This is a genomic window from Streptomyces sp. NPDC002209 (assembly GCF_042890265.1).
Classification (GTDB): Bacteria; Actinomycetota; Actinomycetes; order Streptomycetales; family Streptomycetaceae; genus Streptomyces.
Genome location: NZ_JBIARX010000019.1, coordinates 36,930 through 51,929, shown reverse-complemented (window position 1 = coordinate 51,929; position 15,000 = coordinate 36,930). Strand labels below are relative to the sequence as shown.

The following is a 15,000-nucleotide window of genomic DNA, read 5'->3' as shown; positions in this document are numbered from 1 at the left end:
GCGACACGTACTGGATCATGGCTGCATGTCCCGCACCTCCGCGCGGCGACCCGATCCAGTCATTCCCCCATTGCAGGAGTCGTTCATGACCACGTCCGTCGACCGCGGCCGCGTGAGGGCCACTGCATCCGCCGCTGCCATCGTCAGGGACGAGCAGGGCAGGGTGCTCATCGTCAACCCGGTCTACAAGGAGCGGTGGAACCTGCCCGGCGGCCACTTGGAGGAGGGTGAGCTGCCCACCGTGGCCGCGCGCCGTGAGGTCCGCGAGGAAATCGGTCTGGACCTCGAGATCGGCGATCTCCTCGTGATCGCTTGGGTGACCAGGGCGGAAGGCTCGCACGTCTTCTACGTATTCGACGGTCCCCAGCTGAGCCCGGAGCAGCAGCAGGCCATCACCCTCCAGGAGTCGGAGATCGGTGAGATCCGTTTCTGTCGGCCCGAAGACATATCGCCCAGCATGATTCCGCCCTTCGCACTCGTCATATGGCGCGAGGCTCTCGCGGCACGTGAGAACAAGCGCGCCGCCTACCTCGAACTCGCCCTGTAGGCGCACGCTCCGCGCACTGTCAGTCCGCCCGGCCGGCGCCGACGCGCACGGGCCGACGCCGTGGCCGTCAGTCCTCGTCCGGGATGGCCCGGGCGCCGTCCCGGCCGGGCATCCGGGCGAAAGCCGGGTTGGTCGCGATCGCCGAGGACTCCATGCGGTCGGCCTCATCGGACGCGCCGTCGGCGCGCAGTGCCCGGATCAGGTCGTGGAGGACCACCGCCCGGTTCCAGTCGTACGCCCCGCCCCGGTAGATGGCCAGTGCCGCCTCCAGGTCGCCGCGCGCTCGGGCCGGCTGCCCCAGTTCGCGATGGGCGACACCTCGCAGGTGCCTGGCCATGGCCTCCGCGTACGCGTCACCGGCCCGCCGGGTCACCTCGATCGCCTCGGTGAGGGGTGCCAGTGCCTCGTCCGGCCGGCCCTGCCTCAGGTGCAGCAGGCCGACGTCCCGTTGGGTGTGGGCGTACCACATGTCGTCCCCGAGCTGCCGGAACAAGCCGAGGGCCGCCCGCGCCGAGGCCCAGGCGTCGTCGAACCGCTCCATGCCGGCGTACACACGGATCCGCGCGTTGTCGATGCGGCCGATCCACTGCCGCTCGCCCATGGGGCCCAGGATGTCCTCGGCCCGTTCGTACGCCTCCAGCGCGTCCTGGCGGCGGGCGAGCAGCCGGTAGATCTTGCCCAGCGCGTACTGGCTCCGGGCTTCCCAGACCCTGTCGTTCAGGACCCCGAAGTCGCGGATCGCCTGTTCCAGGAGCGGCGCGGCTTCCTCGGGCCTGCGCAGGTATCCGAGCGTCTCGGCCAGGGTGCGCCGAAGGCGCGCCTGTGCCCGCCTGTCCCCGAACCCCTCTGCCAGCCGCAGTGCCTCCCGCTGGCTCTCCTCCGCCTTCTCGGGCTGTCCGCGCCACCGCTGGAACTCGCCCAGCTTCTCCAGTGAGACCTGGACGTGCCACAGGTCGTTCTCCGCGCGCAGTTCGCCCACGGCCGTGGTCATGTGGTCCAGGGCGGCCGGATAGTCGCTCCTGGCCGCGTGGGCGCGCGCGACGACCATCCGGTCTCGTGCCGTCAACGTGACGACGGGATCAGGGGATCCGCCCGGCATGAACAGCTCCAGGGCCGCGTCGGGCAGCTCGTTCCCCAGGGCGACCAGCGCGCGGCCGCGACGCAGGCTCCGGACCACCCTGGTCCGCTGCTCGGCACCCTGGTCGAAGAGCCACCGGGCGGAGTCCGGGGTCAGGTTCACATCGTCGAGGAAGTACGTCAGGCCCTCGGCGATCTCCGCTCCCTCCGGCTCCATGCCCAGGCGGCGGGCGCGGGTGATCGCCCACTGGATGCGTTCGCTCTCCGCCGCCACCCAGGATCCTGCCGTCTCGCGCTCCAGGTCTCCCGGCCGCTCGTCGGGTGCTCCGGTAGCGAGTTCCGGAGCCCGGCCCGCCGCCAGGTAGACGACCGCTTCCCGGTAGGCGCCGACCAGACGCTGCTCCGCACTGCGGCGCTCGTCCGGGGGCAGGCTTTTGTACTGCTCACGGGCGAAGACGCGCACCAGGTCGTGGAGGCCGTAGGAGGGCTCGGCGTCGTCGGCGCTCCTGCGGGCCTCCATCAGGCCCACGCCGACGAGTTCGTCGCAAACCCCTCCCGCCATCGCCGGATTCGGCAGGCTCCGCCCGACGTGCCAGTCGGTCAGCCTGCCCACGGGCAGCGAGGACATGAGCCCGAACGCCTGCCGCGCGCTGTCCGGCAGGTCCCGGTGGATGAGGGAGAGGCATGCGTGGAGGCTGTCGCCCTCGAAGACCAGCTCCTGCAGCCGCGCCCGTTCGTCCACGAGTCGCGCTCGCATCCGTCGGAGCGTCAGGTCCTCCCGTGAGCCGATCTTCCCTCCGACGATGCGCAGCGCCAGCGGAAGCCGGTCGCAGAACTGCACGATGTCCAGGGCCGCGGCGGGTTCCGCGGCGACGCGTTCCCGGCCCGCGTAGGCGCTGAGGATCTCCAATGCCTGGTCCTCGGCGGGGAGTTCCACCTTCAACGGGTGGCGCCTGGTGATGTTTCCCGCCGACAGGTTCCTCCTGCTCGTCACGAGTACCGAGCACCCGGCCCCCACGGGCAGAAGCGGCTGGATCTGTTCCGTGCCGTGCGCGTTGTCGAGCACGATCAGCAGGCGCATGGCGTTCGTGAGGCTGCGGAAGCGGGTGGCGCGGTCGTCGACGCTGCGGGGGATGTCCTCCTGAGCCGTCCCCAGGTTCCGGAGGAATCGCTCCAGGACCTCCCCGCTGTCGCGCGGCGTGGCGGTGCCGCCTCTCAGGTCGACGTACAACTGGCCGTCGGGGTAGTGCTCCTTGACGCGGTGCGCCGCGTGCAGGGCGAGGGCCGTCTTCCCCGTGCCGGCCGCGCCGTGGACGACGGTCACGGCACACTGCCCGGCGGACGGGTTCGCGGGCAGTGTGCCGCCCGTCGGGGCCGGCACGTCCCGGAGCCGCTCGATGAGGCTGCTGCTGAGCGCCTCCCGCCCCACCAGTAACTTTTCCGCGGGGAGCTGGTGGGGCTCTTCCAGCCCGGCCCGTACCGATACGGCCAGGTCGTCCGCCGAGTGGCGGTACAGGAACGCGGTCAGGCCGGCCACGACCGCGACGGCGCCCCCGAAGGCGCCGAGCGCCCACTCGTCCTTCAGCTCGGTGAAGATCAGGTCCCCGGTCATGCCCCCGACGGCCGCGAGCGCGGTGGCGCTCCCGAGCAGGAGCCGCTTGCGACGGGTCTGAGCCTGGACCGACACCCTGTCCCCCCGGAGTCAATGTGGAGCGGGATGATGGCACGAATCAGCCGCCCGTGAGCTGCGGAGGGAATGAATCGAGACAGCCGGCCCACGCACGAGACGAGGAGCCCCCCATGGAACTCCTGGCCACGGTCGGGGACCTGCGTGACTTGGCGTAGTCGCTCGCATACCTTACGTCGCATGAAGACGGTACTTGCAGCCTGCGTGGCGGCATCGGCACTGGTCCTCGCCGTACCGGGTTCCGCGAGCGCGGCCCACGGCATCCTGGTCACAGACGGCGCGGCCCACCACTCGCCCAGCGGCTGCTTCCCGCTGGGCGACTTCGTCCCACCCGTGGTCTCCAACTACACCGACTCGGTCATCGAAGTCTGGTCCGGCTACGACTGCACGGGTCAGGTCGACTGGCGGATCCACCCGGGCGAGACCTACCACCCGAACGGCAACCGCAGCATCTTCGTCCCCTGACACCGGCTCGTGCCGCATCGGGGTGTGTCGCCGAGGTGTCGTCACGCCGCGCCGAAGGACCGGGCGATCTGCCGTGCCGGGGCAAAGGCCATCCCGCGGCCAGGAAGAGGTGGGCGCGTTGGTGGTGAGAAGCGAGTGGCCTGAACGCGGCAGGATCGGGCTGTGCCGTTCCGGAGAGTACGCAGGGGCGTACGCCCTCCTCGTCCCCGAGGTGCCGGGGTGGTGGGCCTGCTACCTGTGCGACCCGGACGGCGTGGCGGTCGATGACTTCACCGTCACCGACGAGTCCGTGGCGGAGGTCGTGGAGTCCATGGCGATCGCCTGGCTCGACGGAGCCGAAGCCGAAGACCGCGAGAGGGAGGTATTCGGCTACTGGGACGAGTGGAGCACGAGACACGAGCGCCGCGAGCCCGGACCGCTGAGCCGGTTCCTGCGGAGGAAGCGCTAGCCTCGGGCTGTCGCGATGCAGTTCGGGCCCGGCGGGGGCGCTACCCTGCCGGGCCCGACGCGTGGGCGGATCGTGGTCAGTACGCGCCGAACGACCAGAAGACGCCGACCTCGTCGTCGGTGACCGCGATCAGCCCCAGGTCCTCGAGCAGGTCGAGGCCCTTGACGTACTCCGAGGTGATGAAGGTGTGGGAGCGGGTGCCCTGCAGGCCCGCTGCGATGAAGTCCACGGCCGGGTCCGAAGCGGCGGCCGTCGCGTTGGTCCAGTAGCCGGCAGCGGAGCCGAACCTGGAGAGCAGGGTCCGGGCGTCCGCCACCACGGCGGCACGGTCCGGGCGGGTGCGGACGGGGGCCGGTTCGGCCTGCCACTCCTCGGTCATGACGGCGAGTGCGCCGACGGCAGCCTCCGCGTCGAGGGGGTACAAACGGCCGGGGAGATCCGATGCGGCCGGTGGGTCGAACGGGTAGGCGGACCCGATGGGGCGGGCGTCGTTACGTCGGTCCCAGTCCAGGCGGACCCAGCCACGGGGGTCGTGGACCGACCGGTGGAGCACGGCCAGCACATCGTGCGCCCAGTCCTCGTGCCGGCGGGGACCGGTGGCCGCGAAGGTGTAGACGTCGTCGAGCAGGCGCAAGGCCGCCGCGTTCCAGGGACACCGGCGGGTGCGGACCTCCCTCAGCAGGCCGCCGACGCGCAGGCTGAACGCGTCCTTCGGCTCGCGGGGGATGTACCGGAGCCGGTCGAGGGCCCAGCGGACGAGCTCTTCCGATGCGCCGTCGGCGGGCTCGGCCAGACCCCGTGGGAGCGGGAGATCTGCTCCGTCCCCGAGAGCCTCCAGACGGGCATCGAGCAGGTCCAGGGCGTTCCGGTCGGCGCGTACGGGCATCTCGTCACCCTATGCCGTCTCCTTCACGCAATGCCGGGCCGGGCCCACTGGCCGACTGCGTCGAACAGCAGCTTCGCGGCCACCGTTGCCCCGTCGGTGCCGATCGTGCCGGCCACGGTCCGCGCCCGCGCCCGGGTCCCGGGGGTCAGGGCCGTGGTGAGCGCGGTGGACAGCGAGTCGAACGTCGGCGTCGAGCCGTCGTGAGCCGCGCCGATGCCCAGCGCGTCCACCCGGGAGGCCCAGTACGGCTGGTCCGCGATCCGGGGGATCACCACTTGGGGCACGCCGGCACGGGCCGCCGTCGTCGTGGTGCCCGCACCGCCGTGGTGCACTACGACGGCGACCCGGCGGAACAGCTCCTGCTGGTTGACCTCGCCGACGACGAAGCAGTCATCGGCGTCGTCGATCGCGGCCAGGTCCGCCCAGCCGCGGGCGAGCAGTACGCGGCGGCCTTGCGCACGGCTCGCTTCGATGGCCGTCCGGGCGATGTCCTTCGGGGCATGCGCGGCCATGCTGCCGAAGCCCACGTACACCGGTGGCGCGCCCGCTTCCAGGAACGCCTCCAGCGCTTCCGGGAGCGGGCGGTCATCGGGCAGGATCCACGCCCCCGTCTGCACGACGTCGAGGTCCGTCATGCCCTGCGACGGACACAGCGTCGCGTCTGCCGCCAGCCAGGGCCGGTCGGTCAGGACGTGGTCACGGACGTTGTCCACCGGCGGCAGCCCGATCGCCGCCCGATGGCCGGTGAGCGCCTCGCCGTACAACGCGTTCACCCTCTGGGCGTCCTGCTCCCACAGCACCCTGTTGTCGGTCTCGTCCTGCGGGGACTGCTTGCCCGGCCGCGCCCCCGGAGAAGAGTGCCGCGACGGCAGCCCGGCGAGGTGGAAGCACGCGAACACGTAGCGGATGCCCAGCTTCTCGGCCACGTCCCGTGCACCGGCCGGCATCAGACCGGTTGCCAGCAGCGCGTCGCACCCCTCGGCGGCCGCGGTGAGCGAGTCGAACCGCGCGGCGACCAGCTCGGGGGCGAGCCGGAACGCGTCCTGCGCCGTCGGCGGCCTCGTTCCGGCGACCACCGAGTGCACCGTCGGGCCGAGCGGCAGCAGCGGCACGCCGACACGCGCCAGCAGCGCCGCGAACTCCTCGTCCGGGGGCGCGCACACCCGCACTTCCGCACCGAGTTCGCGCAACGCCACCGCCAGTCCCGCCAGCGGTTCGACGTCCCCTCGCGATCCCCAGCCGGACAACAACACACGCACGTGGCAACTCCCCGTTGCTGCAGGTTCTGGCTTCGAGCCGCCGATTCTGCGGTATGCCCCGGGTCTTGCCGCAAGCCCCCCGGTGCGCTATAGGTTGAGAGTGGCAAGGAGTGGCAACTCCTTGCCTTTCCCTTTGGGCGACCCCGGTGGACGGCAGAGGCGGGTTCCTTTCGGCCCCGGGTCGGCGGGGTCAGATCCGGGCGCGGATCTCCGCGCTGCGTGCGCGCCTCCTGCGTGCGCGCTCGGGTCCTCGGTCCCAACCTCGGCGACCGGCATGCCGCACCGGCGCGCTTCTGCGTACGTCAGTGCAGTGAAGTGCAGTGCCGGGCCGGGCCGCGCCGCGGCAGCGCACCGTGCAACGGCCCCCGGAGGCAGGCGGGTTCGGCGCGGGCGACAGGGCGTGACGACCGCGGCCGTGCCCGTCGGTCTTCGGCCCCCCACCCCGACCGGCCCCGAGGGGCCTGCGGGCACGCACCTGCGCGCCTACGCGCCGCGCAGCGTTTCGACCCGCTTCTCGATGGCCGTGATCAGCGCCTCGACCCTGGCCGCGAAGATCTGCTCGTCCGTCACCTCGGCCAGCTCCGTGCTCAGTCGGGTGATGTTCGGGAATCCCTCGGCGTCGACCAGCCGGTACTCCCGGCTCCACGAGGACTCGTCGGCCTCCCGGATGTCCGGGTCGAACAGCAGGTAGGCGGCGCGCTGGCCCACGTAGGCGAGCAGCGAGTCGCCCACCATGCGGTAGTGGACGGCCGCCTCGGCGCCGTCGAGCCCGGCCTCCCTGACGGCTCCGATGATGAGCTCGACGACGCGGAACTCGTTGGGCCGGCGGGTGGTGCGGCTGGCCATGGTCGAGCCGACCACCGGATAGCGCAGCGCGACCTCCAGGGAGGCGTCGGCGAGCGCCCGCAGCCGCCCTTTCCAGTCGAGGCCCTCGGGGATGCTGTCGACCACCTCGCCGAGCGTGCGGTCGGCGACGGAGAGCAGCAGCTCGTCCTTGTCACGGAAGTGCCGGTAGATCGCTGTGGGGTCGGCGCCGAGCTCCTCGCCGAGGCGTCGGACGGTGAAGGCGTCCGCGCTGCCGCGAGCCGCGATGCGCAGGCTCGCCTCGATGATGGCGTCGGGCGTGAGCTGGCTTCCCGCGCGCTTGGTCCGGGCGGATGTGTCGGATGACTTCGGCATGGTGCGGCCAGTGTAACGATGTGGAACGGAGGCAGCGCAACACCGTTGACAACAATGTTGCGCTCCCGTTCACTCCTCCTCAACAACAAGCCGAGCGGGTCCGCCCGCCGATGGGGAGGGGTGCGTCGATGGCCGTCAGCAAGGAGCCGATCGTGCAGCGGGCCGACACCGTTTTCGTGGGAGGACGGGTCTTCACCGGCACCGGCACCGTCGGGGGGAGCGGAGCCGGTGCCGGACCCGTCGACGCCGCCGTTGCCGTCGGAGGCGGCCGGATCCTCGCCGTCGCCGACGAGGCCGCCGTCCGCTCGCTCGCCGACGAGTCCACCGAGGTCGTCGACCTGGCGGGCGGGCTGCTCGTCCCCGGCTTCCAGGACGCCCACGTCCACCCCGCGGTTGCCGGCGTCCTGATGCTCGGCTGCGACCTGTCCGAGGAGCGCACCGTCGAGGGCTACCTCGCCGTCGTGGCCGCGTACGCCAAGGAGCATCCGGATGCGGCGTGGATCCGCGGCGGCGGATGGTCCATGGACCTCTTCCCCGGCGGCACCCCCACCCGCGGCATGCTCGACGCGGTGGTCCCGGACCGGCCGGTCATGCTCACCAATCGGGACGGTCACGGAGCCTGGGTCAACACCCACGCCCTGCGGCTCGCGGGCGTGGACCGCGGCACCCCGGATCCGGCCGACGGCCGGATCGAGCGGGAGGCGGACGGCACCCCGGCGGGCACGCTCCAGGAGGGCGCCGTGGATCTGGTCGCCCGGCACGTGCCCATCGCGACGCCGGACGAGGCGCTCGCCGGCCTGCTGGCCGCACAGGAGCACCTGTTCAGCCTCGGTGTGACCAGCTGGCAGGACGCCATGATCGGCGCCTTCCCCGGCAACCCCGACAATTTCGGCGTCTACCTGCGCGCCGCGAGCGAAGGTTCCCTGCGGGCACGTGTCGTCGGCGCGCTGTGGTGGGACCGCGAGCGCGGGCTGGAGCAGATCCCCGAGCTGGAGGAGCGGCGCCGCACCGGCCGCGTGGGCCGCTTCCACGCCACCTCCGTGAAGATCATGCAGGACGGCATCGCCGAGAACTTCACCGCCGGAATGCTGGAGCCCTACCTCGACGGCTGCGGCTGCGCCACCGGGAACTCCGGGCTCAGTTTCATCGACCCGGAGCTGCTCACCGAAGCGGTCGCCCGCCTCGACCGCTCGGGCTTCCAGCTCCACTTCCACGCGCTCGGCGACCGCGCCGTACGGGAGGTCCTCGACGCGCTGGAGGCAGCGCGTGCCGTCAACGGCGCCAACGACAACCGGCACCACCTCGCTCACCTCCAGGTCGTCCACCCCGATGACATCGGGCGTTTCGCGCGACTCGGAGCGGCCGCGAACATCCAGGCGCTGTGGGCCGCGCACGAACCGCAGATGGACGAGCTGACGATCCCCTTCCTGGGGCCGGAACGAGCCGCCCTCCAATACCCGTTCGGGGACCTCCAGCGCGCCGGCGCCCGCCTCGTCGCGGGCAGCGACTGGTCGGTCAGCAGCCCCAACCCGCTCTGGGGCATCCACGTCGCCGTCAACCGCGCCGTACCCGACGAGGCGCCGAACGCGACCGGGACCCGCGAGTCCTGCCCTCCCTTCTTCCCCGAGCAGGCCCTGACCCTGTCCCAGGCGCTGACCGCCTACACCGCCGGCAGCGCCTGGGTGAACCACCTGGACCAGGTCACCGGCACCGTCGAGGTGGGCAAGTACGCCGACCTCGTCGTCCTCGACCGGGATCCCTTCGCGCACCCCAGCGAGGAGATCGCCGAGACCCGGGTGCTGCGGACCTACCTCGACGGCGAACTCGTCTACGCCGCCTCGCTCTGAACCGACGGACCTCCCCTCCCACCGTTCACCCCTCTCGGAGGCACCAGATGCCCTCAGCCCGACCGAGCACCCGCCGGCCCCGACGGCTCCGCCACACCGCGGCGGCCGCCCTCGCCGCGGCCGCCATGCTCGTCACGAGCGCGTGCGGCGGCCCCGCACACCGGCCCGACGACACCGACGGCGGATACCGGCTCACGGACAGGACGCCCGCCGCCTCGGGCGACCTGGACTCCTTCACCTGGTCCGTCTACGCCGAGCCGACCACCATCGACTACGCGCACTCCTTCGACTTCCCGCCCAACCAGATCCTCGCCAACGTCTGCGAGAGCCTGCTGCGCTGGAACCCCGACCTGACCACCTCGCCGAACCTCGCGGCCTCGTACAGCAATCCCACGCCCACCACCTGGGTGTACCGGATCCGCCCGGGCGTGCGCTTCCACGACGGCACGGAACTCACCGCGGACGACGTCGTCGCCTCCTTGCGCCGCAATCTCGACCCCGAGACCGCCAGCGTGTGGGCGTACCCCTTCCGCAACGTCCAGGCGGTCGAGCGCACCGGTCCGCTGGAGGTCACCGTCACCCTGGCGAAGCCGGACTCCAGCTTCAACAAGTACCTCGCCGCCGGCCCCGGCACCGTGGAGTCCGCCGCCACGCTGGCCAAGGCAGGCAAGGACTACGGCAATCCGCAGACCGGCGTGAACTGCACCGGCCCGTTCTCCTTCGAGTCCTGGACCTCCGGCCAGTCCCTCAGCCTCAAGCGGTTCGACGGCTACTGGAACGCGGACCTCAAGGCCAAGTCCGGCCGGGCCAAGTTCGTCTTCCTGGCCGACCCCACCACCCGCGTCAACGCATTCCGCAGCGGCGAGGTCGACGGCGGCTGGATGGTCCCGCCGAACGCCTACAAGCAGCTGGGTGCCACCGAGGCCGGAACGCTCTACTTCGGGCGCAGCACCACGGTCGTCGACGAGGTGGTGAGCAACCTCAAGGGCCCGCTCGGCGACGCCCGGGTCCGCCAGGCGCTGCTGATGGCCATCGACCGCAAGGGCATCGTCAAGGCCGGAGCGGGCGGAGTCGGAGAGGTCGCCCATTCGCTGACCACCGACAACCTGTGGAACGACGCCCCCGCCGCCGCACGCGAGGGCATCCTCAAGGACGTACCGGCGTACCCGTACGACCCGGCGAAGGCCAAGGCGCTCGCCGCCGAGGCCGGGGTGAACGGCCAGAAGATCGTGATCGCGACCAGCCCGCTGGACTCCCAGACGACGATCATCACCCAGGCCGTCGCCCAGGCCGCCACGGCCATCGGCCTCAAGCCGCAGATCGACTCCCTCTCCGCCGAGAAGTACACGACCCTCTTCACCGACCCGGCCGCACGCGAGGGCATCGACCTGTTCCTCACCTTCTGGTACACGTCGATCACCGACCCGCTGGACGTGTACGGCTCGCTCCAGACCGGCTCCTTCAGTAACTACGGCAACTGGTCCGACCCGGCCTTCGACGCCGCCGTCGACAAGGCCGTAGCGGCCCAGGATCCCGCCGAACACGCCGCGGCCAACGCCGAGGCCCAGCGGACGGCACTGCGCGAACTGCCGTGGCTGCCCCTGTACACGCAGCCCGTCAGCGTCTTCATGGGCAAGCGGATCACCGGCGTCCAGCCCTCGATCGCCTACCTCTACTACCCGTGGGCCGCCGAGATCGGAGCGAAGCGATGACGCCCGCACCGGTACTGGCCCGGGTCGGCCGGGTGCTGCGCCGGCTGGCCGCCATGGCGGCGACCTTGCTCGTCACCTCCTTCCTGGTGTTCTCCTCGCTCTTCCTCGTCCCCGGCGACCCGGCCGCCTTCCTGGTCCAGGGCCGCAGCCCGAGCCCGCAGGAACTCGCCGCGATCCGGCACCAGTACGGCTTCGACGAGCCGTTCCTGGTCCGGTACGGGAAGTGGCTCGACGGCGTCCTGCACGGCGACTTCGGCCGCTCCTACCTCTTCCACCAGGACGTCGGCTCGGTCATCTGGTCGCGCCTGCCCGCCTCCCTGCTGCTGGTCGGCGTATCGGCCCTGATGATCGTCGCCGTGGGGGTCGGGGCCGGCATCCTCGGAGCGCTGCGCCGTGGCACGCGCACCGACCGCACCCTGATGCTGCTCGTGACGGTGGGCGCCGCCGCGCCCGCCTTCGTCGCCGCCCTCCTGCTCCGGTCGGTGCTGGGCGTGCGGCTCGGCTGGTTCCCGACCATCGGCAACGGCACCGGGCTGCTCGACCGGCTCCACCACGTCGTGCTCCCGGCAGTGGCCCTTTCGGTGACCTTCATGGCGCTGGTGACCCGGGTGACCCGCTCGGCGATGCTGGACGAACTGCGCCGTGAGCACGTCGAGGTCGCACTAGGCCGGGGAACGCCCCGGTGGACGGTGATCAGGCGGCACGTGCTGCGCAACGCGCTGGGCCCGATCGTGACGGTCTCCGCACTCCTGGTCTCGGGGATGCTGGTGAGCACGGCGATTGTGGAGACCGCCTTCGGCATGGCCGGGGTCGGTTCGCTGCTGGTGCAGTCGGTGGACCAGATGGACTTCCAGGTCGTGCAGGCCATCGTGCTGCTCGTCGTCGGCGCGTTCGTCGTGGTCAACGCCCTGGTGGACCTGGTGCATCCGCTGATCGATCCGCGGCTCGCGGCCCGGGGGAGTGCGCGATGAGCCTACGGACCCCACCCCCGGCGGCCACCCCGGCCACCCGGGCAGGCGCCGCGGCCGCGCCCCCCGGCGGGATGCTCCGCGCGACGTCCGCCCGGATCCGGAGACTCGGCGGCGGCCCGCTGCACGCGAGCTGCATGCTGCTCCTGTCCCTGTTCCTGCTGCTCTCCCTGTTCGGCCCCTGGCTGGCCCCGTACGACCCGACCTTCGGCTCGCTCGGCGACACCCTCGTGGGGCCGGGTGCCCAGCACTGGCTGGGGACCGACCAGGGCGGCCACGACACCTTCTCGGCGCTGATCGTCGGCACCCGGTCCAGCCTCGCCGGGCCGCTCGCCGTCGTGCTCTTCTCCACCGCGGCGGGCATCGCCGTAGGCCTGTTCACCGCCTGGCGCGGCGGGTGGATCGACACCCTGCTCGGGCGTGTGCTCGACATCCTCTTCGCCTTCCCCGCGCTGCTGCTGGCGATCCTCGCGGTGGCCCTCTTCGGCAAGGGCATGACGGCGCCGGTCATCGCGATGGCGATCGCGTACATGCCGTACACCGCACGCGTCGTACGGGGGCTGGCGGTGCAGGAGATGGCCCGGCCCTACATCGCCGCCTACCGGGTGCAGGGGCATTCCGCGGTGTTCGTCGCGGTCCGCGCGCTGCTGCCCAACATCGCGCCCACCCTGCTCGCCCAGTCGACCGTGAACTTCGGCTACGCCCTCCTCGACCTCGCCGCCCTGTCGTTCCTGGGGCTGGGCGTCCAGCCGCCGACACCCGACTGGGGCGCCATGATCAATCAGGGGCAGACCGCCGTACTGCAGGGACAGCCGCTGTCCGCGATCGTGCCGGCCGTCGCGGTCGTCCTGGTGGTCGTCGCCTTCAACGTCGTCGGGGAGACCCTCGGCGACCGGCTCGCCGGGAGGGACTCCTGATGGCACTGCTCGAGTACGAGGACCTGCACATCGCGCTGCCCTCGACGGCCCGCCCGGTCCTCGACGGCATCACCCTGACCGTCGCAGCCGGCGAGGTCGTCGCCCTGGTCGGCGAGTCCGGCTCCGGGAAGTCGGTCACCGCCCGCGCCGCCCTCGGGCTGTTCCCCCCGGGGTGCGTGAGCCGTGGCCGGGTCCGGGTCGACGGCATCGACCTCGTCGGCGCCGACGAGGCCGGCCTGCACGAAGTGCGGACCGCCAAGGCCGCGATGATCTTCCAGGATCCCAGGGCGGCCATCAACCCGGTACGCCGCGTCGGCGACTTCCTGACCGAATCGCTGCGGATCGGCCAGGGCTGGCCGAAGGGCCGGGCGAACGCCCGGGCCGTCGAACTGCTCACCGCCGTCGGCCTGCCCGATCCGGCCCGGCACCTGGACCAGTACCCGCACGAGCTCTCCGGCGGCATGCTCCAGCGCGTCGTGATCGCCGCGGCCCTCACCACCGAGCCCCGGCTGCTGCTGTGCGACGAACCCACCACCGCACTCGACGTCAGCACCCAGGCCGAGACCATGGCCATCCTCGGGCGGCTCCAGCGCGAGCGGGGCCTCGGCATGCTCCTGATCACGCACGACGTCGAACTCGCGGCCGCCACCAGCGACCGGATCTACGTGATGTACGCGGGGCGGATCGTCGAGACGGCCCCCGTGGCCGACCTGTTCGCCACCCCGGCGCACCCCTACACCGCCGGCCTGCTCGGCTCGTCCCCGCCCCTGAGCGGCCCGGCAGGACCGGACGGCCGCCTCGTCCCCATCCCCGGAGCCCCGATGGGCCTCATGGAGTCCGCACCCGGCTGCGCCTTCGCACCGCGCTGCCGCTTCGCCGAGCCCGGCCGCTGCGACCAGTCGCCGCCGCCCCTGAGGCCGCACGGCCCGGGCGAAGTCGCCTGCCACCGCGCGGACGAACTCACCGGCGAGCTCTCCGGCACACACACCGACACGGCGGCGACGACCGCGACGATCCCGGCTCCGGCCCGCACCGGCGCTCCGGACGAGGAGGACCGTTGACCACCACCGAGCCGATCCCGGCGCTGCTCCGGGCGAACGGCCTGCGCAAGACGTACCGGACCGGGGGGACCGAGGTCGTAGCCGTCGACGGCCTGTCGTTCTCCCTACCGCCGGGCGGGGCGCTCGGCATCGTCGGGGAGTCGGGTTCCGGCAAGACCACCACCGCCCGGATGCTGGTCGGCCTGGAGGCCCCGGACGCGGGGGAGATCCTCGTACAGGGCCGGCCGTTGGCGAAGGCCGCACGGGGGAAGGCGGCCCGGCTGGCCCGGGCCAAGGCCGTCCAGATCGTCTTCCAGGACCCGTACCTGTCGCTCGACGCCCGCATCGGCATCGGCGCGACCCTGGACGGCGTGCTGCGGCTGCACGGATCCCACGACCGTACGGCGCGGGCCGCCCGGGTCAGGGAACTGCTGGCACAGGTCGGCCTCGGCGACCGCGAGGCGGCGGCGCTGCCCCGCCACCTGTCGGGCGGGCAGCGCCAACGTGCGGCCATCGCACGGGCGCTGGCCGTCGAACCGGCCGTGCTGGTGCTCGACGAGGCCGTCTCCGCCCTCGACGTCTCGGTCCAGGCGCAGGTGCTCAACCTGCTCGCGGACATCCGCCGCGACACCGGCATCGGCCTGGTCTTCGTCAGCCACGACCTGGCGGTCGTCCGGTACGTCTGTGACGAGGCGCTGGTCATGTACCGGGGCCGGACGATGGAGCACCGGCCCGTGGCGGAACTCCTCACCACGCCCCGCCACCCCTACACCCGGCTGCTGCTGGCATCCGTCCCGCACCGCGGCTGGGATCCCGACTCCATCAGCCGCCGCCGACGCGGGCTGGACCTCGTGACGGCGACCTCGTGACGGCGACCTCGTGACGGCGACCTCGTGACGGCGACCTCGTGACGGCGACCTCGTGACGGCGACCTCGTGACCCCGGCCGCCCGGCGCCGCCTTCCCCGA

At 72.1% G+C, this 15,000-nt stretch carries 13 protein-coding genes; 9 read left to right on the top strand and 4 right to left on the bottom strand.

Annotation, left to right across the window (positions count from 1 at the left end):
- Positions 1-85: 85 nt before the first annotated feature.
- Entirely contained in the window at positions 86-547 is a 462-nt protein-coding gene (locus ACFYXK_RS28225; protein WP_389413657.1) for an NUDIX domain-containing protein, read from the top strand.
- A gap of 67 nt (positions 548-614) precedes the next feature.
- Here the strand turns inward: ACFYXK_RS28225 and ACFYXK_RS28220 are convergent, their stop codons facing one another.
- Entirely contained in the window at positions 615-3,311 is a 2,697-nt protein-coding gene (locus ACFYXK_RS28220; protein WP_389413656.1) for a tetratricopeptide repeat protein, read from the bottom strand.
- A 180-nt stretch (positions 3,312-3,491) separates the two neighbouring features.
- Here ACFYXK_RS28220 and ACFYXK_RS28215 point away from each other — a divergent pair, with 180 nt between their 5' ends.
- Positions 3,492-3,776 (top strand): hypothetical protein, encoded by a 285-nt coding sequence (locus tag ACFYXK_RS28215; RefSeq protein WP_389413655.1) that lies wholly within the window; start codon positions 3,492-3,494, stop codon positions 3,774-3,776.
- Positions 3,777-3,897: 121 nt separating this feature from the next.
- On the top strand, positions 3,898-4,224 hold the full coding sequence (locus tag ACFYXK_RS28210) for a hypothetical protein (RefSeq protein ID WP_389413654.1): 327 nt from the start codon (positions 3,898-3,900) through the stop codon (positions 4,222-4,224).
- A gap of 76 nt (positions 4,225-4,300) precedes the next feature.
- Here the strand turns inward: ACFYXK_RS28210 and ACFYXK_RS28205 are convergent, their stop codons facing one another.
- The 3 genes from ACFYXK_RS28205 to ACFYXK_RS28195 all read right to left on the bottom strand — a co-directional run bounded on the left by ACFYXK_RS28205 (position 4,301) and on the right by ACFYXK_RS28195 (position 7,548).
- Positions 4,301-5,110: a hypothetical protein gene (locus tag ACFYXK_RS28205; RefSeq protein ID WP_389413653.1), complete on the bottom strand. Its 810-nt coding sequence runs from the start codon at positions 5,108-5,110 to the stop codon at positions 4,301-4,303.
- A 23-nt stretch (positions 5,111-5,133) separates the two neighbouring features.
- Positions 5,134-6,369 (bottom strand): glycosyltransferase, encoded by a 1,236-nt coding sequence (locus ACFYXK_RS28200; RefSeq protein WP_389413652.1) that lies wholly within the window; start codon positions 6,367-6,369, stop codon positions 5,134-5,136.
- A gap of 483 nt (positions 6,370-6,852) precedes the next feature.
- Positions 6,853-7,548 carry a TetR/AcrR family transcriptional regulator gene (locus tag ACFYXK_RS28195; RefSeq protein ID WP_266671741.1) on the bottom strand — a complete coding sequence of 232 codons (696 nt, stop codon included), beginning with the start codon at positions 7,546-7,548 and terminating at the stop codon, positions 6,853-6,855.
- A gap of 128 nt (positions 7,549-7,676) precedes the next feature.
- Here ACFYXK_RS28195 and ACFYXK_RS28190 point away from each other — a divergent pair, with 128 nt between their 5' ends.
- The 6 genes from ACFYXK_RS28190 to ACFYXK_RS28165 are packed head-to-tail and all read left to right on the top strand — an operon-like array spanning position 7,677 to position 14,901.
- Entirely contained in the window at positions 7,677-9,395 is a 1,719-nt protein-coding gene (locus ACFYXK_RS28190) for an amidohydrolase (protein WP_389413651.1), read from the top strand.
- Positions 9,396-9,442: 47 nt separating this feature from the next.
- Positions 9,443-11,107, top strand: a complete 1,665-nt coding sequence (locus tag ACFYXK_RS28185; RefSeq protein WP_389413650.1) for an ABC transporter substrate-binding protein — start codon at positions 9,443-9,445, stop codon at positions 11,105-11,107.
- Complete coding sequence (locus tag ACFYXK_RS28180; protein ID WP_389413649.1) at positions 11,104-12,078, top strand: ABC transporter permease; 975 nt, start codon at positions 11,104-11,106, stop codon at positions 12,076-12,078. Before ACFYXK_RS28185 ends, ACFYXK_RS28180 begins: the two co-directional genes overlap by 4 nt.
- Positions 12,075-12,992 carry an ABC transporter permease gene (locus ACFYXK_RS28175; RefSeq protein WP_389413648.1) on the top strand — a complete coding sequence of 306 codons (918 nt, stop codon included), beginning with the start codon at positions 12,075-12,077 and terminating at the stop codon, positions 12,990-12,992. Before ACFYXK_RS28180 ends, ACFYXK_RS28175 begins: the two co-directional genes overlap by 4 nt.
- The gene (locus ACFYXK_RS28170) at positions 12,992-14,053 is read left to right on the top strand and encodes an ABC transporter ATP-binding protein (RefSeq protein WP_389413647.1); all 1,062 of its coding nucleotides are present in this window, start codon (positions 12,992-12,994) and stop codon (positions 14,051-14,053) included. Before ACFYXK_RS28175 ends, ACFYXK_RS28170 begins: the two co-directional genes overlap by 1 nt.
- On the top strand, positions 14,050-14,901 hold the full coding sequence (locus tag ACFYXK_RS28165) for an ATP-binding cassette domain-containing protein (protein WP_389413646.1): 852 nt from the start codon (positions 14,050-14,052) through the stop codon (positions 14,899-14,901). The genes ACFYXK_RS28170 and ACFYXK_RS28165 overlap by 4 nt, the downstream gene beginning before the upstream one ends.
- Positions 14,902-15,000 lie beyond the last annotated feature (99 nt).